The sequence below is a fragment of the Aeromonas sp. QDB30 genome, from assembly GCF_027707645.1.
GTDB classification, from domain to species: Bacteria; Pseudomonadota; Gammaproteobacteria; order Enterobacterales; family Aeromonadaceae; genus Aeromonas; species Aeromonas caviae.
Genome location: NZ_JAPCIY010000027.1, coordinates 19,178 through 36,480 on the forward strand (window position 1 = coordinate 19,178; position 17,303 = coordinate 36,480).

The following is a 17,303-nucleotide window of genomic DNA, read 5'->3' on the forward strand; positions in this document are numbered from 1 at the left end:
GCCTAGATGTTAAGCGACATTTGCGCCTAGTATATTCAGGTATTGACAGGATTTGTGACCATTATTATAAAATGACTGGTGATTCTTACCAAAAAATAGCCAAAGGATGGAATTAAATGATGGAAGCTAAGAGTCGGCTAAAGGATTTGGACAGGATTGACCGCAACATTCTGAATGAACTGCAAAAGGATGGCAGGATTTCGAACGTTGAGTTGTCCAAACGAGTTGGCCTGAGTCCCACACCGTGTCTGGAACGGGTTCGTCGCCTGGAGCGACAAGGGTATATCGAAGGATATGCCGCCATTCTGAACCCTCATTATCTGGACGCGTCTCTGCTGGTGTTCGTGGAAATTACCCTCAATCGTGGCGCCCCCGATGTGTTCGAGCAGTTCAACAAGGCTGTTCAGGTGCTCGAAGAGATCCAGGAGTGCCATCTGGTGTCCGGTGATTTCGACTATCTGCTCAAGACCCGCGTCAGCGACATGTCCGCTTACCGCCGCCTGCTGGGTGAAACCCTGCTGCGTCTGCCGGGCGTCAACGACACCCGCACCTACGTGGTGATGGAAGAGGTCAAACAGAGCAGTCGTCTGGTGATCAGCACCCGATAAGCGGGGTTGTGCTGTGACTTGCAAGTTCCATGACGAGTCACGATAGTCAGAAACGAGCGGCCGGTCCGCTCGTTTCTTCTTATAGAGAGTTTCAGGCCCGCCCTCAGGCACTGGCTGACAATCGGTGGGCTTTTCAGGGATACTAGGCCCCCTATCCCCGCATTCATGTTTTCACAAAGGAGCCGGAGTTTGGCCGATAAAAAGCTGTTTACTCCTTTATCAGGTACACAACGGATCTTCGAGGCCGTCTTGATCGCCATCACCCTGATGGCTGCCTATCTTTTGCTTGCCCTGCTGACCTACCATCCCGCCGATCCCGGCTGGTCGCAAACCTCCTGGCAAGGGGAGGTGAAAAACCTCGCGGGCAGCGCCGGTGCCTGGCTCGCCGACATCACCATGTTTACCTTCGGGGCCTTCTCCTATCTGGTGCCCCCTCTGGTGGTGCTGCTTGGCTGGAGCCTGTTCTGGCGCCCGAGCAAGCTGCTGGAAGTGGATTACCTCACTCTGTCGGTACGGATCATCGGCTTCGTGCTGACGGTGCTTGGCATGTCCGCCATCGCCAGCATGAACTTCAACGACTTGCAGAACTTTTCCGCCGGCGGCCTGGTGGGGGATGTGATCGCCTCCGCCGTGGTGCCGCTGTTTGGCGGCGTGGGGGCCAACCTGATGCTGCTCTGCTTCGTGGCGACCGGCATCACCCTCTTTACCGGCTGGTCCTGGCTCACCATCGTCGAGCGCATCGGTGCCGCCTGCACCGGCTCAGTCAGCGCCATCTACCATTTCCCCACCACTCTTGGCCGCTGGCTCACCGGTGGCTGGCGTCAGCCCCGCTATGAGGGGCCGGATCCCCTGCTGGAAGGGGGCGTGGGAAGCTTCGATCAGGAAGAGGATGACGAAGACCCCCACGGCAGCTGGACACGCAACCCCAAGGCGAAGAATCGCGCTCAAAAGACAAAAGCTGACGAATGGCTGCCGGAGCTTGACGAAGACACCTTCCAGTTCGATCCGCAGTTTGACGACGAAGAGGACGAGGCTCCGGCGCCTGCCGCCAAGGGCAAGCGCGTGGCCAATGGCCGTCCGCGTCCTGCCGTGCGCCAGGAAGAAGATGACCTCGACTTGCCCTGGGCGGAGGGGGATGACGAACCCGATGCTCCCGTTGCCGCTGCGCCGGTGAAAGCCAAGCGCCGTCCCCAGCCCGGTCTGGCCCCTTTGCCGAGCATCGATCTGTTGGACAGGCCGCCCGCCAAGACCCAGATGATGAGCAAGGACGAGCTGGAGCGCATGGGCCGGCTGGTGGAGGCGAAGCTCGCCGATTACAACGTGCAGGCCAAGGTGGTGGGCGTCTATCCGGGTCCCGTCATTACCCGCTTCGAGCTGGACCTGGCGCCGGGCATGAAGGCGAGCAAGATCACCAATCTTTCCCGGGATCTCGCCCGTTCTCTCTCTGCCAGCAGCGTGCGGGTGGTGGAAGTGATCCCGGGCAAGACGTTCGTCGGGATCGAGCTGCCCAACCGGGTACGCCAGACCGTCTACCTGCGGGAAACCCTCGACTGCGAGGCGTTCGCGGCCAGCCGCAATCCGCTCACCATGGGGCTGGGTCAGGACATCGCGGGGGAACCCGTGGTGGTGAACCTCGCCAAGATGCCCCACCTGCTGGTGGCGGGTACCACGGGCTCGGGCAAGTCGGTGGGGGTGAACACCATGATCATCTCCATGCTCTACAAATCCTCCCCCGAGGATCTGCGCTTCATCATGATCGACCCCAAGATGCTGGAGCTCTCGGTCTATGAAGGCATTCCGCATCTGCTGACCGAGGTGGTCACCGACATGAAGGATGCCGCCAACGCCCTGCGCTGGTGCGTAGGCGAGATGGAGCGTCGTTACAAGCTGATGTCCGCGGTCGGGGTGCGCAACCTCAAGGGGTACAACGACAAGGTGCTGGCCGCCATCGAGGTGGGGGATCCCCTGGTCGACCCCCTGTGGCGCCCGGGCGACTCCATGGATCAGATGCCGCCGGAGCTGGAAAAACTGCCCCACATCGTGGTGGTGGTGGACGAGTTCGCCGACATGATGATGATCGTCGGCAAGAAGGTGGAGGAGCTTATCGCCCGTATCGCCCAGAAGGCGCGGGCGGCCGGTATTCACCTTATCCTCGCGACCCAGCGTCCGTCGGTGGATGTCATTACCGGTCTCATCAAGGCCAACATCCCGACCCGTATCTCCTTCCAGGTGTCGAGCAAGATTGATTCCCGCACCATCCTGGACCAGGGGGGCGCCGAATCCCTGCTCGGCATGGGTGACATGCTCTACATGCCTGCCGGCACCTCCAACCCCACCCGTGTCCACGGTGCCTTCGTCGATGACCACGAGGTACACAAGGTGGTGGCGGACTGGAAACTGCGTGGTGAGCCGGATTACATCGACGAGATCCTCTCCGGTGAGTCGGACGGCGAGGGCGGCGGTGGCGACTTCGGCGGGGGCGGCGATGAAGAGCTCGATCCCCTGTTCGACGAGGCGGTGGCCTTCGTGGTGGAATCCCGTCGTGGCTCCACCTCCAGCGTCCAGCGCAAGTTCAAGATCGGTTACAACCGGGCGGCCCGTCTCATCGAGCAGATGGAAAACCAGGGCATCGTCAGTGCCCCGGGTGGCAACGGCCAGCGCGACGTGCTGGCACCGCCGCCGGTCCGTGACTAAGCCTCACATCATCCTGGCCATGCCCTCTGCGGGCGTGGCCTTTTATCGAGAACCTCCCTATGAAGAGCCTGATGAAAAAACAACTGTTGATGGGTTCCATTCTGCTGGTCGCCAGCAGCCAGGTGTGGGCCGATGCGGCCAGCGATCTCAAGGAGAAGCTCTCCTCTGTCAATGTCTTCTCCGCGACGTTTGCCCAGACCGTCTATGACAGCAAGGGCAAGGAGCTGCAAAAGGCGAGCGGCTCCCTGCTGGTGCAGCGGCCCAACCGCTTCAACTGGCACACTACCTCCCCGGACGAGAGCCTGATCGTGGCCGATGGCAAGGATGTGTGGGTGTATGATCCCTTCGTCGAGCAGGTCACCGCCCTCAAGATGAAGGATGCGGTGCTCAACACCCCCTTCGTGCTCATCGCGGGCAACGACAACAGCCTCTGGAAGAACTATGACGTGACCCAGGAAGGGGATGTCTATACCGTCACCAGCCGCAACAAGGACGAGCTGATCGCCTCCTTTCGCATCACCTTCGACCGTCAGAACAACATCAGTCGCTTCGATGTGAAAGAGGCCCAGGGCCAGTGGAGCGAGTTCACCCTGAGCAGCTTCAACCGCAAACCGGTGCTCAAGGGCAACGAATTTGTCTTCAAGATCCCGAAGGGGGTCGAGCTGGACGACCAGCGCTGATGAGCCAGCCGTTACCGGCGTTATCGTCTGACCGGGCGTTGTTTATGACCGGTCAGATGCAAGGTCAATGCAGATGAGCAATTTATCCCTGGATTTCTCCTCGGACTTTCGTCCGCTGGCGGCCCGGATGCGGCCGCAAACCCTCGAGCAGTACATCGGCCAGCAGCATATTCTGGGGCCGGACAAGCCCCTGCGAAAAGCGATCCTGGCGGGGCACTGCCACTCCATGATCCTCTGGGGGCCCCCCGGCACCGGCAAGACCACGCTGGCAGAACTGGTTGCCCACTACTGCCAGGCGGAGGTGGAGCGGCTCTCGGCGGTCACCTCCGGCATCAAGGAGATCCGCGCGGCCCTCGACAAGGCGAAGGAGAACGGCTGGCGCGGGGTGCGTACCATCCTGTTCGTGGATGAAGTCCACCGCTTCAACAAGAGCCAGCAGGATGTCTTCCTGCCCCACATCGAAGACGGCACCATCACCTTCATCGGCGCTACCACCGAGAACCCCTCGTTCGAGCTCAACAATGCGCTGCTCTCCCGAGCCCGGGTCTATCTGCTCAAGAGGCTGGAGGAGCAGGACATCCTCGCCATGATCGATCAGGCGATGCAGGATGCTCGCGGGCTCAATGATCCGGCGCTGACCTTCGCCCCCGGGGTGAAGGAGGCGCTGGCCAAGGCGGTGGATGGGGACGGGCGCAAGTCTCTGAACTATCTGGAGCTCCTGGCCGACATGGCCGAGGCCGACAGCTCAGGGGCGCGAGTGATCGACAGTACCCTGCTCGCCGCCGTGGTGGGGGAGCACGTGGCCCGTTTCGACAAGGGCGGCGATCACTTTTACGACCTCATCTCGGCGGTGCACAAGTCCATTCGCGGCTCGGCACCGGATGCGGCCCTCTACTGGTATGCCCGCATGGTGAGCGCCGGCTGCGATCCCCTCTACATCGCCCGCCGCTTGCTGGCGATTGCCTCGGAAGACGTGGGCAACGCCGATCCCCGTGCCATGCAGGTGGCGCTCTCGGCCTGGGACTGCTTCCATCGCATCGGCCCGGCGGAAGGGGAGCGGGCCATCGCCCAGGCCATCGTCTACCTCGCCTGCGCCCCCAAGAGCAATGCGGTCTACACCGCCTGGAAGGCGGCGCTTCACGACGCCAAGAACCTGCCGGACTTCGAGGTGCCACCGCACCTTCGCAATGCACCGACCAAGCTGATGAGCGAGCTGGGCTACGGCGCCGAATATCGCTACGCCCACGACGAGCCGGGGGCCTATGCCGCCGGCGAGCAGTACTTCCCCCCGGAGCTTGCCGGCAAGCAGTACTATCAACCCACCGAGCGGGGGCTTGAGAAGCAGATAGCCCAGAAGCTCGACTATCTGCACGAGCTGGACAAGCAGAGCCCGCGCAAGCGATAGGAAAGACCTTCAAGCCCCTTGCCCGGAAAGCGCACGGCAAAGGCATCAGGGGAGGGGGGCCCGGCAAAAACGGGCGTAATAGTCCCTGTTCGGGCGGGGGGGCGGTCTGCTACACTGCCCGTCTGACCCCGGTTGTCTTGGCCTTGCACCATCTTCTTGATTTCGAAGGCCCGATTCCGAAGGCAAAGGGGTGCGCCAACCGATGTTAACTTCCGGATCTGTTTCCCAACCCGGTCACGATGACCCGGGCCCAGATCCCATTAAAAAAAGTAGGTAAACCATGCTGGATCCCAAATATCTGCGCAGCGACATCACCGAAGCTGCCGCTCGTCTGGCGACACGTGGCTACGTTCTGGACGTAGCGGCGGTCAATGTTCTGGAAGAGAAACGCAAGGATCTGCAGTCCCGCACCCAGGAGCTGCAGGCCGAGCGCAACGCCCGCTCCAAGTCCATCGGTGAGGCTGCCCGTCGTGGTGAAGATGTTGCCCCCCTCAAGGCCGAGGTGACCAAGATCAACGACGAGCTCGAGACCAGCAAGGTCGAGCTGGAGGCCCTGCTGGCCCAGCTCAAGGGGATCGCCGACGCCATCCCCAACCTGCCGAGCGAGACCGCCCCGGTGGGCCGTGACGAGAACGACAACGTGGAGGTCCGCCGCTGGGGTACCCCGCGTGAGTTCGATTTCCCGGTACGCGATCACATCGATCTGGGTGAGGCGGCCAAGGGGGTCGACTTCAAGAACGGCGTCAAGCTCTCCGGCGCCCGTTTCGTGGTCATGAAGGGCCAGATTGCCCGTCTGCACCGCGCCCTGGCCCAGTTCATGCTGGACCTGCACACCCTGCAGCACGGCTACACCGAGTGCTACGTGCCCTATCTGGTCAACCCGGACAGCCTGTACGGCACCGGCCAGCTGCCCAAGTTCTCCCAGGATCTCTTCAATACCGGCATCGAAGGGGAAGGGGAAGACGAAGGCAAGGTGCGCAAGTTCTCCCTCATCCCGACCTCCGAAGTGCCGCTCACCAACATGGCCCGTGACGAGATCTTCGACGAGCAGGAGCTGCCCATCAAGATGACCGCCCACAGCCCCTGCTTCCGCTCCGAAGCGGGCTCCTACGGTCGTGATACCCGTGGCCTCATCCGTATGCACCAGTTCGACAAGGTCGAGATGGTGCAACTGGTGCACCCGGAAAAATCCTGGGATGCCCTGGAAGAGATGGTGGGTCACGCCGAGAAGGTGCTGCAACTGCTGGAGCTGCCGTATCGCGTGATGGCGCTTTCCACCGGTGACATGGGCTTCTGCGCCGCCAAGACCTACGATCTGGAAGTGTGGCTGCCGGCCCAGAACACCTATCGCGAGATCTCCTCCGTTTCCAACTGCACCGACTTCCAGGCGCGCCGCATGCAGGCTCGCGTGCGCATCGACGGCAAGCCGCAGCTCATTCACACCCTGAATGGTTCCGGTCTGGCGGTGGGTCGTACCCTGGTGGCCGTGCTCGAGAACTACCAGCAGGCAGATGGCCGCATCGCCATCCCGGCTGCGCTGCAATCCTACATGGGCGGCCTGACCCACATCGGGTAAGCGCTCGTTGCAGACGACAACGCCATGGCATGCCATGGCGTTGTGCATTCTGGGCCCGGGAAACCCGCCGCAAGGGGAAGGGATAGCTCCCTTCGGGCCTGTAACACAATTTTATCAAGCATTGCGCAATCGTTTTTGTTAGACTGCGCCGCAATTTCGCAGGACATCTTTTTCTATGGTCTGGATTGATTACGCCATCATCGGCATCGTCGGTTTCTCCGCCCTCATCAGCCTGGTGCGCGGCTTTCTCAAGGAGGCCATGTCTCTGGTCACCTGGTTCGTCGCCTTTTTCATTGCCAGCCATTTCTATCCCGATCTCGCCGTCTATTTCACCTCTTTCTCTGATGCCATGGTTCGCAACGGTCTGGCCATCGCCGCCCTGTTCGTGGCGACCCTGATCCTGGGGAGCGTGGTGAACTACGTGGTGGGCCTGCTGGTGGAAAAGACCGGGCTTTCCGGCACAGACAGGGTGCTCGGGGTCTGTTTTGGCGCCATTCGCGGGGTGCTGATCGTCAGCGCCCTGCTGTTTTTCATGGACACCTTCACCAGCCTCTCCCAGAGCGACTGGTGGATGGCGTCCAGGCTGGTGCCGGAGTTCAAGCCGGTGATCCAGTGGTTTTTCGGGTTCATGATGAACTCGTCCAGTTTTCTTCAACAGGTACAGTGACTTCGAGGTAGCAAAGACATGTGCGGTATTGTCGGTATAGTTGGCACCACTCCCGTCAATCAGGCCCTCTACGACGCCTTGACGGTGTTGCAGCACAGGGGACAGGATGCCGCCGGGATCGTGACCATTGACAGTGGAAACTTCCGGCAACGCAAGGCCAACGGTCTGGTGAAGGATGTGTTTGAAGTGCGCCACATGCAGCGCCTGAAAGGGAATATCGGCATCGGACACGTCCGTTATCCCACCGCAGGCAGCTCCAGTGCGGCAGAGGCGCAGCCGTTTTACGTGAACTCCCCCTACGGCATGGTGCTGGCCCACAACGGCAACCTCACCAACGCCAAGGAGCTCAAGGAGCAGCAGTTCAAGGTGGCCCGCCGTCACATCAACACCACCTCGGACTCCGAAGTGCTGTTGAACGTGCTGGCCCACGAGCTGGACTTGTGCGACAAGATGGCGCTGCGCCCGGAAGATATCTTCTCGGCGGTGCGCAAGGTGCACCAGCAGATCCGCGGCGCCTATGCCGTGGTCTCTCTGGTGATCGGCCACGGCCTCATCGGGTTCCGTGACCCGAACGGCATTCGCCCGCTGATCCTGGGTCGCCGGGTCGACGAGCAGGGGCAGGTGGAGTACATGCTCGCCTCCGAGAGCGTGGCCCTCGACGCCATCGGCTTCGAGACGGTGCGTGACGTCGCTCCGGGCGAGGCCATCTACATCACCGAGCAGGGCCAGCTCTTCTCCGAGCAGTGTGCGGAAAGCCCGCAGATGAACCCCTGCATCTTCGAATACGTCTACTTCGCCCGTCCCGACTCCTTCATCGACAAGGTCTCCGTCTATGCCGCCCGCCTCAACATGGGTCGCAAGCTGGGCCAGAAGATCGCACGGGAGTGGGACGATCTCGACGTGGACGTGGTCATCCCCATCCCCGAGACCTCCTGCGACGTGGCGCTGGAAATCGCCCACACCCTGGGCCTGCCGTACCGTCAGGGCTTCGTGAAGAACCGCTACATCGGCCGTACCTTCATCATGCCGGGCCAGACCCAGCGCAAGAAGTCGGTGCGCCGCAAGCTCAACGCCATCAGCTCCGAATTCAAGGGCAAGAAGGTGTTGCTGGTGGACGACTCCATCGTGCGGGGCACCACCTCCGAGCAGATCATCCAGATGGCCCGTGAAGCGGGGGCCGCCAAGGTCTACTTCGCCTCGGCCGCGCCGGAAATTCGCTTCCCCAACGTCTACGGCATCGACATGCCCACCGCCAACGAGCTCATTGCCCATGGTCGTGAAGTGGAAGAGGTGTGCAAGCTTATCGGTGCTGACGGCCTCATCTTCCAGGATCTGGAAGATCTGGAAGAGGCGGTGCGGGAGATCAACCCCGAGCTGCGCCACTTCGAGACCTCGGTCTTCAACGGCCACTACGTCACCTCCGACGTGGATCAGGGTTATCTGGACCACCTCAATGCCCTGCGCAGCGACGACAACAAGGCCGTGCGCGAGTGGCAGGAAGGGACCAGCAACCTCGAGATCTTCAACGAAGGCAGTTAAACGTTTTCAGATTGCCAGCGTGATGAACAACAGGGGGGCCTCGGCCCCCCTGTTGCATGGATGCGCCTTGCGGCGAAACTGAGGGGGCCTCAGGCCAGATCCTCCCCGTTGCTCGCGATCACCTTCTTGTACCACCAGAACGACTTCTTGCGCCGGCGGGCCAGGGTGCCATGGCCGGCGTCGTCCCTGTCCACGTGGACGAAGCCGTAGCGCTTGCTCATCTCGCCGGTGGAGGCGGAGACGAGATCGATGCAGCCCCAGCTGGTGTACCCCATCAGGGGCACGCCGTCCTCGATGGCGTCCCCCATGGCCTCGATGTGGGCGCGCAGGTAGGCGATGCGGTAGTCGTCCTCTATCTCCCCTTGCTCGTTCACTTCGTCCACCGCTCCCAGGCCGTTTTCCACCAGGAAGAGGGGCTTCTGGTAGCGATCGTGCAAGGTGTTGAGGGTGATGCGAAGGCCCAGGGGATCGATGCCCCAGCCCCACTCGCTCACCTCGATGTGGGGATTGCGCAGGGACTTGACCACGTTGGCCTCGCTGGTGTTGCCCGCATTCATGTCGGCGGCGGCGCAGCGGGAGGCGTAGTAGCTGAAGGAGACGAAATCCACGGTGTGCCTGAGGATCTCGTCATCTTCCGGCCCCTTCACCAGGGTGACCCCCTTGTCACGAAACACCCTCTGCGCATAGGCCGGATAGGCGCCCCTGGCCTGCACGTCGATGAAGAGGAGGTTCTCCCGATCTTTCTGGAGGGCGGTCCAGACGTCGGCGGGCTTGCAGGAGTAGGGGTAGAAGTTGCCCCCCGCCAGCATGCAGCCCACCTGGTTGGCCGGGTTCACCTCGTGGGCGATCCGGGTCGCCAGGGCGCTGGCCACCAGCTCGTGGTGGGCGGCCTGATACTTCACCTGATCCTGGTGCTCCCCTTCCTCGAACACCAGCCCCGCCCCGGAGAAGGGGCTGTGCAGCAGGATGTTGATCTCGTTGAAGGTGAGCCAGTACTTCACCAGGCCGTCGAACTGCTCGAAGCAGGTGCGGGCGTAGCGGGTGAAAAACTCCACCATCTGGCGGTTGCGCCAGGAGCCGTACTCGGTCACCAGGTGCATGGGCACATCGAAGTGGCACAGGGTCACCAGGGGCTCGATGTTGTACTTTCTGCACTCCTCGAACACCGCCCGGTAGAAGGCGATGCCCTCGGCATTGGGCTCGCGCTCGTCCCCCCTGGGGTAGAGACGGGCCCAGGCGATGGAGGTGCGAAACACGGTGAAGCCCATCTCGGCCATCAGGGCGATGTCCTCCCGATAGCGGTGATAGAAGTCGATGGCTCCGTGGCTTGGGTAGAACTCGTCATCTTGCAGGGTGATGCGCTTCTCCTGGCCGAGTTTGACCGCCATGCGGCGCGGGCCATGGGGGATCATGTCCACCGTGGTCAGCCCCTTGCCCCCCTCGAGATAGCCGCCCTCCGCCTGATTGGCGGCCAGGGCACCGCCCCAGAGAAAGCCCTCGGGAAATCTTGTTAACGACATTGGTTACCTCTTGTCATGTCTGAATGGGGTGTCACAGTCCGGCCTGCGCCTGGCTCGTGGCGACGGGTTGCACGGGCTCGGCGCGGGGGGCCGGGCTCTCGACCGGGATGTCCTCGAACCCCATCACCAGGGTCAGCACGAAGGAGAGCACCACGGAGAGGGCCATCACGCCGAACACCCAGGCGATGGTCATGGGGTTGGCCGGATCGAAGAACTGCACGCTGGTAAAGAGCCCGGGGACGGCCATGGAGTGGCTGGCGAGCCCCGCCATGCCGGCGACGGCACCGCAGACAAAGCCGCTGATGAGGCTCGCGATGAGCGGACGCTTGAGGCGCAGGGCCACACCGTAGAGTGCGGGTTCGGAGATCCCCGCCATGATGGCGGAGGCGGCCGCCGCGAGCGCCGTCTGGCGCAGTTCCGGGTTACGGGTGCGCCAGGCCACCGCCAGGGACGAGCCGCCAAGAGAGAGATTGGCGCCGATTTCGGAGGGCATCACCATGCCTTCCTTGCCGGTCTCGGCGATGGTCTGGATGATGGTCGGGGTGAAGACGCGGTGCATGCCGGTCATCACCAGCAGGGGCCACAAAGCCCCCATGATGGCCACCGACAGCCAGCCCAGGTAGTCGTGGACCGTGTAGACCAGGCCGGAGATGGCGGTGCCAATCCAGATGCCGACGGGGCCGATGAAGAGGATGGCCAGCGGCGCCGCGATCAGCACGATCAGCATGGGTTTGAGGAAGTTCTTGGTGACCGCCGGAGTGATGCGGTCGACCCAGCCCTCGATGTAGGAGAGGCACCAGGTCATCACCAGGGCCGGAATGACGGTGTAGGTGTATTTGACCGCGGTCACCGGGACCAGGGCGAAGGTCACCTGCTCTCCTTCGGCGGCTCTGGCCATCAGCTCGATGAAGCTGGGGTGCACCAGCACGCCTGCGATGGCGATGGCCAGGGACATGTTGGTCTTGAACTTGACGGCGGCGGAGGCGGCCACCATCAGGGGCAGGAAGAAGAAGGCCCCATCCCCGGCCACCGTGAGGATGGTGAGGGTCGAGGAGCCTTTCTCCAGCACGCCGGTCATCTCCAGCACCATGGCCAGCAGCTTGAGCATGGAGCCGCCGATGATGGCCGGGATGAGGGGGGACATGGTGCCGATCAGGGCGTCGAGGATGGCGGCGCCCATGCGGCGCAGGCTCCAGCCAGCGGAAACTTCCGGAAGCGGGGTCTGCCCGCCACCCTGGGGCAGCAGGGCCAGCACCTCGCGATAGGCGTGGGAGACGGTGTTGCCGATGATCACCTGACACTGGTTGTCCGCCTGCACCACCCCGAGCACGCCGGTGATCGCCTTGAGGGCAGGGCCATTGACCCGGGCGGGATCGCCGAGCACAAAGCGCAGCCGCGTCATGCAGTGGGTCACGGCGACGACGTTGTCGGCGCCGCCGAGTGCGGTGATGACGGTACCGGCCAGAGCCGCATAGTTTTTTGACATCGAGGTAGATCCTTTTAACCAAGTGGGCCTGCTCGCCCCCGCCGCCGCGAAGGGCGGGAACGCGCATGAAACTGAATGTGGAACCGGTTCCACATAGAGTGCGCGGCCTGAGCGCGGGAGACAAGCATCTTGTGCAGCGAGCGTCCGGATCCGTGAATGGGATCACTGAACCCGGGCCTGCACGCCATTCGTGCGACGACAAGCCGGGGGCGGTGCAGTACACTGCGCCCCGTTACGAGCAAGGGAGAACACAATGACGACGATGCTGGAGGTGGCAAGGCGGGCAGGGGTGTCGAAGGCGACGGTCTCCCGGGTGTTGTCGGGCAATGGTTACACCAGCCAGGAGACCCGGGACCGGGTGCAGCAGGCCATCGAGGAGTGCGGCTATCGCCCCAACCTGGTGGCGAGGCAGCTGGCGACCAGGCATACCCGGACCCTGGGACTGGTGGTTACCAACACCCTCTACCACGGCGTCTACTTCGGCGAGCTGCTCTCCCAGGTGGCGCGGATGACCGAGGATCGCGGGCGCCAGCTCATACTGGCGGACGGCAAGCACAGCGCCGACGAGGAGCGCCAGGCCATCCAGTATCTGCTCGATTCCCGTTGCGATGGCGTCATCATCTATCCGCGCTTTCTTGGGGTGGAGGAGATGGACGAGATCATCGAGCAGCATGAGCAGCCCATCATGGTGCTCAACCGGCGTCTGAGCCGCCATCCGGCCCACTGCGTCTATGCGGATCAGCAGGCGGCGGCGGAGGCGGTGGTGGACAAGCTGGTGGCCATGGGGCACAGGGAGATCGCCTTCATCGCAGGCTCTGCGGATTCCCCCACCGGCGCCGAGCGCCTGGCCGGTTACCGGCAGGCGCTGATCCGGCACGGCATCCCCGTGCAGGAGACCTTGATCGCTCCCGGCAAATGGACCCCCGCCTGTGGCGCGGCCGCCGTCTCGACCTTGCTGGCGCGAGGCGCTCGCTTCAGCGCCCTGGTGGCCAGCAACGATGACATGGCGATCGGGGCCATCAAACGGCTGCACGAAGCCGGTGTGATGGTGCCTGACGAGGTCTCGGTGGTGGGGTTCGACGACATCCCCCTGGCCCCTTACGTCATTCCCGCGCTGTCGAGCGTCAAGATGCCGGTGAACGGGATGATCCAGGAGACCATCAACCGCCTGATCACCATGGTGGAGGAGGGGAGCCGGGACGCACTGCCCGCCTTCAGCGGCACCCTGATCCGCCGCGACTCCCTCAGGCGTCTGACGGGCTGAGCCATGATGGCGGTGGGCAGGCCGGGCGGGATCCGTTAGCATAGGCCCCCCGGCGCCAGGCGCCGCGTGTCGTATCAACAGATGAGAGTTCAGATGGATGACCTGTTAGCCCCCGTTCGCCAGTTCCTGCATTGCGAGACCCCGGATGAGTGGGTGGAAATGGCGCGGGATCCCGCCCAGTTGCCGACCCTGCTTATCGATCACGCCAACTGCGAGAACAAGGCGGCACTCACCGCCCACAGCCTGGTGCGCCGCTACTGCCTGCCCAAGGAGAAGCGTCACCTGCTGCCCAAGCTGACCTTCTACCGGGAGCTCGATGCCTTGCCGGAGAAGGCGGAGATCCTCGGCAAGCGCACCATGGGCGAATCAGACAGGAGCGTGTTTGCCGAGCTGGAGCGCAATCCCCTGCTGCTCCCCATGGTGCGCCTCATCCAGGAGGAGCTGCACCACTTCGAGCAGGTGCTGGAGATCATGGCCGCACGGGGCATACCCTATGGTCCCGTCACCGCCTCCCGCTATGCCCGCAGCCTGCTGACCCATGTGCGCACCTATGAGCCGGCGGCCGTGGTGGACAAGATGATCATCGGTGCCTATATCGAAGCGCGATCCTGCGAGCGTTTTGCCAGGCTGGCCCCTCATCTGGACGAGGAGCTTGGCCGCTTCTATGTCTCCCTGCTGCGCTCGGAGGCGCGTCACTATCAGGACTACCTGGCCCTGGCACAGACGTTCGCAGACGAAGACATCAGCGAGCGGGTGGCCTTCTTCGGTCGCCTGGAGGCCGAGCTCATCTGTTCGCCGGATCCGCAATTCCGGTTCCATAGCGGACTGCCTGTCAGATCTGACAGTTGTTGAGGTGACGGGGGCTGCCTACCATTCCCCTGTTCCTACTACGAGCGACGCAATCACTTTTTGAGCGCAATCCCCCGGCGGCTGATGAGACATCAGGCCGGGTTTTTTTATGTCTGGCACAAGGGGAAACGCGCCGCGGGATCAGCGGCGGTATTCGTTGTTGTAGTTCTGAATGAGGCGGCGGGTGACGTCGTGCTGGGGATCGGCGAAGACCCGCAAGGTCTTGCCGCGCTCCACCACACGGCCTTCGTGCATCACCAGCACCTCGTCGCTGATGTGGCTGACGATCCCCAGATCGTTGGCCACCAGCACATAGCTCAGCCCCATGGTCTCCTGCATCTCCAGCAGCAGGTTGATGATCTGGGAGCGTACCGAAATATCCAGGGTCGAGAGTGCCTCGTCAGCTACCACTATCTTGGGATTGAGGATGAGCGCCCGTGCCAGCCCCACTCGCTGCTGCTGGCCGGCGGAGAGCATCTGGGGATAGAAGAGGGCGTGGTCGGGCAGCATGCCCACCATGCGCAGGGTCTGGATCACCTTCTCCCGGCGCTCCTCCTCGCTCAGGGCCGTGTTGAGGCGAAGGGGGGTCTCCAGGATCTGGCCGACCCGGATTTTCCGGTTAAGGGAGGTGTTGGGGTCCTGGAAGATCATCCGCAGCAGCTTGCAGCGGGTCTGGTAATCGCCGTGGACCATGGGTTGCCCCTCGATGGCGATCTCCCCGCCGCTCGGTTCAATCATGCCCGCCAGAATGCGGGCCAGGGTGCTCTTGCCCGAGCCCGCCTCCCCGACGATGGCCAGGGTCTGGCCCACCTCGAGATCGAACGAGAGGGGCTTTATCGCCTCCACCGCGCGGCGCCTGAACAGGCCGGTGCGGTTCTGGTAGGTCTTGCACAGGCCCCTGACCTGCAACAGGGAAGGTTCGGTCACGACGTGGTCTCCTTGGGTGTGCTCGCCGGATAGAGGGGCTGACGGGGCGGGCAGGTGCCCCGGATCAGGGTCTGGTGCCGGTTCATTTCTTCGGTTCTTCCATGTTGAGCGGGAAGTGGCAACTGAACTGATGCCCCTTGACCTTGCTCATCAGCGGCGTCTGCACGCACTGCTTCTGGGCGTAGGGGCAGCGTGGGCCGAGGCGGCAGCCGATGGGCAGATGCTGCAGCGGCGGTATCACCCCGGGCAGGGTCTCGAGCCGGGACTTGTGGCGCACCAGTTTGTCAAAGTCGGGGATGGATTTGAGCAGGGCATCCGTATAGGGGTGGTGAGGGGATTCCAGGATCTGGTCCCGGGTCCCCACTTCCACCATCTGGCCGCAATACATGATGTTGAGGGTGTCGGTCAGGTTCGCGATGGCGGCGATGTCGTTGCTGATGATGAGGATGGTGGTATTGCCCAGCTTGTTCATCTTGTCCAGCAACCGCAGGATCTGGGAGTGGGTGGTGGACTCCATGGCGCTGGTGGGCTCGTCCGCCACCAGCAGGCGCGGCTGGTTGGCGATGGCCATGGCGATCATCACCTTCTGGCACATGCCGTCCGACAGTTCGTGGGGATAGGCCCGCATTACCTTGCGGTGATCCTTGACCCCAACCCGGTGCAGCAGGGCGATGGCCCGCTTCTTGCGCCACTGGAAACGCTGCCAGAACTTGCCGGTGAAGGCGCTGGTGGGGATGGCCTCTTCGAGCTGGGTGCCTATCTCCTCGGAGGGGTCGAGGCAGCTGATGGGGTCCTGGAAGATCATCGCTATCTCCCGCCCCATGATGCGGCGCCGCTCCTTGGGCGCCATGGTCAGCAGGTCCATGTCGTTGAAGCGCATCCGGTCGGCGCGCACCGTCCAGTTGTCCTTCTGGATGCCGACGATCACCTTGGCCACCAGGCTCTTGCCCGAGCCGGATTCCCCCACCAGCCCGCGGATCTCCCCCTCGTTCAGGGTCAGGCTGACTCTGTCCACCGCCTTGACCTTGCCCTGGGGGGTGTCGATTTCGATGGTGAGGTTGCGTATGTCGAGCAGGGGCATCAGCAACGTCCCCCGTTCAGGGCGCAGCCGGGTCGCTCAGGGCGTCCGGGGGCGGGGATAGATAACAAGGCTGGCAACATCAGTCGTTCCCCTCTTTGAGTGCTTCGCGAATGCCTTCGCCCACCAGGTTGGTCACCAGCACGCTGAACAGGATGGCCATCCCGGGCAGGGTCACCGTCCAGGGGGCCAGATAGATAAGATCGCTCGAGTCGGCCAGCATGGCACCCCACTCCGGCTGGGGAGACTGGGCCCCGAGACCGAGGAAGCCCACCGCCGAGATGTCCAGGATGGCGGCGGAGAGGGTGCGGGTGGTCTGGGTCACCAGGGTCTCGACGATGTTCGGCAAGATGGCCAGACGCATGATCCGCTGGGGCGGAGAGCCGTCGAGGCGGCTGGCGATGATGTACTCCTTCTGCATCTCGGCGTGAACCGCGTTGTAGGTGGCCCGGATGAAGGGCGGTATCAACGCGAGCGTGATGGCGATCAGGGTGTTGAACAGACCCGGCCCCAGGATGGCCACGACGATGATGGCCAGCAGCAGGGACGGGATGGAGAGCAGGGTATCGAGCAGGTGATGGAGCACGCTCGACTTCACCCCCTTGCTCATGCCGCCGAGGATGCCGATGGCCGAGCCGATGACCAGCGCGATGAGCACCACCAGCAGGGCGTTGCCGAAGGTGAGCCTGGCCCCGGCCACCAGACGGGAGAGGATGTCGCGCCCCAGATCGTCGGTCCCCAGGAAGTAATCGATGTTGCCGCTGTTGGCCCAGGAGGGGGCGAGCAACAGGTGGTTGCTGTGCTGATCGTCGATGCCGTAGGGGATCACCAGGGGACCGATGAGGGTCACCAGCAGCAGCAGCCCGAAGCACCAGAGCCCCGCCATGGCCAGCGGGTTGCGCCGGTAGGAGGCCCAGGTCTGCTCCAGGGGGGAGAGGATCTTGAGCTCCGGATAGATGTTCGATTTATCGTGCATGGTGCAGGCTCCCGTGCTGGTCGCAAGGGGATGG

General features: G+C 63.0%; 14 protein-coding genes. 9 read left to right on the forward strand and 5 right to left on the reverse strand.

Features of this window, described 5'->3' with window-relative positions:
* The first annotated feature begins 116 nt into the window (after positions 1-116).
* From lrp to purF, 7 genes are all read left to right on the forward strand, one after another.
* Positions 117-608 carry a leucine-responsive transcriptional regulator Lrp gene (gene lrp / locus PG896_RS10420; RefSeq protein ID WP_005300047.1) on the forward strand — a complete coding sequence of 164 codons (492 nt, stop codon included), beginning with the start codon at positions 117-119 and terminating at the stop codon, positions 606-608.
* Positions 609-797: 189 nt separating this feature from the next.
* Positions 798-3,302: a DNA translocase FtsK gene (locus PG896_RS10425; RefSeq protein WP_201872084.1), complete on the forward strand. Its 2,505-nt coding sequence runs from the start codon at positions 798-800 to the stop codon at positions 3,300-3,302.
* A gap of 71 nt (positions 3,303-3,373) precedes the next feature.
* The gene (gene lolA, locus PG896_RS10430; protein ID WP_039039163.1) at positions 3,374-3,982 is read left to right on the forward strand and encodes an outer membrane lipoprotein chaperone LolA; all 609 of its coding nucleotides are present in this window, start codon (positions 3,374-3,376) and stop codon (positions 3,980-3,982) included.
* 67 nt (positions 3,983-4,049) lie between these two features.
* Positions 4,050-5,387, forward strand: a complete 1,338-nt coding sequence (locus PG896_RS10435; RefSeq protein ID WP_124813929.1) for a replication-associated recombination protein A — start codon at positions 4,050-4,052, stop codon at positions 5,385-5,387.
* 280 nt (positions 5,388-5,667) lie between these two features.
* Positions 5,668-6,963: a serine--tRNA ligase gene (gene serS / locus PG896_RS10440; protein WP_010674521.1), complete on the forward strand. Its 1,296-nt coding sequence runs from the start codon at positions 5,668-5,670 to the stop codon at positions 6,961-6,963.
* A gap of 175 nt (positions 6,964-7,138) precedes the next feature.
* Positions 7,139-7,630, forward strand: coding sequence for a CvpA family protein (locus tag PG896_RS10445; RefSeq protein WP_048207538.1), 492 nt, complete (start codon positions 7,139-7,141; stop codon positions 7,628-7,630).
* Positions 7,631-7,648: 18 nt separating this feature from the next.
* Positions 7,649-9,169: an amidophosphoribosyltransferase gene (gene purF, locus PG896_RS10450; protein ID WP_041215287.1), complete on the forward strand. Its 1,521-nt coding sequence runs from the start codon at positions 7,649-7,651 to the stop codon at positions 9,167-9,169.
* Positions 9,170-9,258: 89 nt separating this feature from the next.
* Here purF and PG896_RS10455 read toward each other — a convergent pair whose 3' ends face one another.
* Both PG896_RS10455 and ascF read right to left on the reverse strand, forming a co-directional pair.
* On the reverse strand, positions 9,259-10,689 hold the full coding sequence (locus PG896_RS10455) for a 6-phospho-beta-glucosidase (protein ID WP_201872081.1): 1,431 nt from the start codon (positions 10,687-10,689) through the stop codon (positions 9,259-9,261).
* A 31-nt stretch (positions 10,690-10,720) separates the two neighbouring features.
* On the reverse strand, positions 10,721-12,175 hold the full coding sequence (ascF, locus tag PG896_RS10460) for a PTS cellobiose/arbutin/salicin transporter subunit IIBC (RefSeq protein WP_201872079.1): 1,455 nt from the start codon (positions 12,173-12,175) through the stop codon (positions 10,721-10,723).
* A 253-nt stretch (positions 12,176-12,428) separates the two neighbouring features.
* Between ascF and PG896_RS10465 the strand changes: the two genes are divergently transcribed.
* Together PG896_RS10465 and miaE are read left to right on the forward strand one after the other, a co-directional pair.
* Positions 12,429-13,439 (forward strand): LacI family DNA-binding transcriptional regulator, encoded by a 1,011-nt coding sequence (locus PG896_RS10465; RefSeq protein WP_042863778.1) that lies wholly within the window; start codon positions 12,429-12,431, stop codon positions 13,437-13,439.
* Between the two features lie 93 nt (positions 13,440-13,532).
* Positions 13,533-14,291, forward strand: a complete 759-nt coding sequence (miaE, locus tag PG896_RS10470) for a tRNA isopentenyl-2-thiomethyl-A-37 hydroxylase MiaE (protein WP_270835684.1) — start codon at positions 13,533-13,535, stop codon at positions 14,289-14,291.
* Between the two features lie 138 nt (positions 14,292-14,429).
* Here miaE and PG896_RS10475 read toward each other — a convergent pair whose 3' ends face one another.
* The 3 genes from PG896_RS10475 to PG896_RS10485 form a co-directional block, all read right to left on the reverse strand.
* Positions 14,430-15,215 (reverse strand): peptide ABC transporter ATP-binding protein, encoded by a 786-nt coding sequence (locus PG896_RS10475; protein ID WP_039039015.1) that lies wholly within the window; start codon positions 15,213-15,215, stop codon positions 14,430-14,432.
* Positions 15,216-15,297: 82 nt separating this feature from the next.
* Entirely contained in the window at positions 15,298-16,296 is a 999-nt protein-coding gene (locus tag PG896_RS10480; protein WP_010674529.1) for a peptide ABC transporter ATP-binding protein, read from the reverse strand.
* A gap of 79 nt (positions 16,297-16,375) precedes the next feature.
* Complete coding sequence (locus tag PG896_RS10485; RefSeq protein ID WP_010674530.1) at positions 16,376-17,269, reverse strand: ABC transporter permease subunit; 894 nt, start codon at positions 17,267-17,269, stop codon at positions 16,376-16,378.
* Positions 17,270-17,303: the final 34 nt, after the last annotated feature.

Excerpts from the sequence above, each read along its gene's own strand:
- PG896_RS10480 (WP_010674529.1), bottom strand. The coding sequence starts at position 16,296 with ATGCCCCTGCTCGACATACGCAACCTCACCATCGAAATCGACACCCCC.
- PG896_RS10455 (WP_201872081.1), bottom strand. The coding sequence starts at position 10,689 with ATGTCGTTAACAAGATTTCCCGAGGGCTTTCTCTGGGGCGGTGCCCTG.
- lolA (WP_039039163.1), top strand. The coding sequence starts at position 3,374 with ATGAAAAAACAACTGTTGATGGGTTCCATTCTGCTGGTCGCCAGCAGC.
- purF (WP_041215287.1), top strand. The coding sequence starts at position 7,649 with ATGTGCGGTATTGTCGGTATAGTTGGCACCACTCCCGTCAATCAGGCC.
- PG896_RS10465 (WP_042863778.1), top strand. The coding sequence starts at position 12,429 with ATGACGACGATGCTGGAGGTGGCAAGGCGGGCAGGGGTGTCGAAGGCG.
- PG896_RS10485 (WP_010674530.1), bottom strand. The coding sequence starts at position 17,269 with ATGCACGATAAATCGAACATCTATCCGGAGCTCAAGATCCTCTCCCCC.
- serS (WP_010674521.1), top strand. The coding sequence starts at position 5,668 with ATGCTGGATCCCAAATATCTGCGCAGCGACATCACCGAAGCTGCCGCT.
- PG896_RS10435 (WP_124813929.1), top strand. The coding sequence starts at position 4,050 with ATGCAGATGAGCAATTTATCCCTGGATTTCTCCTCGGACTTTCGTCCG.
- ascF (WP_201872079.1), bottom strand. The coding sequence starts at position 12,175 with ATGTCAAAAAACTATGCGGCTCTGGCCGGTACCGTCATCACCGCACTC.
- PG896_RS10445 (WP_048207538.1), top strand. The coding sequence starts at position 7,139 with ATGGTCTGGATTGATTACGCCATCATCGGCATCGTCGGTTTCTCCGCC.
- miaE (WP_270835684.1), top strand. The coding sequence starts at position 13,533 with ATGGATGACCTGTTAGCCCCCGTTCGCCAGTTCCTGCATTGCGAGACC.
- lrp (WP_005300047.1), top strand. The coding sequence starts at position 117 with ATGATGGAAGCTAAGAGTCGGCTAAAGGATTTGGACAGGATTGACCGC.